Genomic DNA, 556 nt, shown 5'->3' with positions numbered 1-556 from the left:
TCGAGGCCCTGGAAGGCACCGGATGAGTCGCACCGGCCGGCACCAGCCCCGTCGTCAGCGTCGCCGGGTACACCCTGGGCGGCGGACACTCGTGGTTCAGTCGCACGGCGGGTCTCGGCTCGGACAACCTCCGTGCGGCCTGGGTGCTGCGCACAGACGGCACGCACGAACGCGTCGATGACGATGTCGACCCCGACCTCATGTGGGCACTGCGAGGAGCCGGCGGCCTCGTGGGCGTGGTGACCGCACTCGAGATCGACCTCATCAGCGCGCCCGCCGTCTGGGGTGCGAATCTCACCTTCGACGTCGCGGATGCCCCGGCGGTCGTCCGTGCCGTCCGCGACCTCGCCGCCTCCGCTCCGCCCACGCTGAACGTCTTCCTGGACTCGATGCGCATGCCCGATGCCCCCCAGCTCCCCGAGCAGATCAGGGGGCGCAGCTTCCTCACCGTGCAGGCCCTGTCTACGGACGGGCCGCAGGAGGAGCTGATCGACACGGTGCGCCGGGCCGGCGAGGTGCGCAGCGACGTCACCGGTCCGACCTCGCCGTCGGCTCT

1 pseudogene is annotated in these 556 nt (G+C 71.6%); it reads left to right on the top strand.

The window, feature by feature from the left end:
- Positions 1 to 143: 143 nt before the first annotated feature.
- Positions 144 to 556, top strand: a pseudogene (locus tag KZA10_RS17255) (hypothetical protein); the annotation flags it as partial.

The sequence above is a fragment of the Microbacterium sp. BF1 genome, from assembly GCF_019279095.1.
Classification (GTDB): Bacteria; Actinomycetota; Actinomycetes; order Actinomycetales; family Microbacteriaceae; genus Microbacterium; species Microbacterium maritypicum.
Note: the sequence above shows the minus strand (reverse complement) of the source record. Positions and strands in the feature narration are given on the sequence as shown.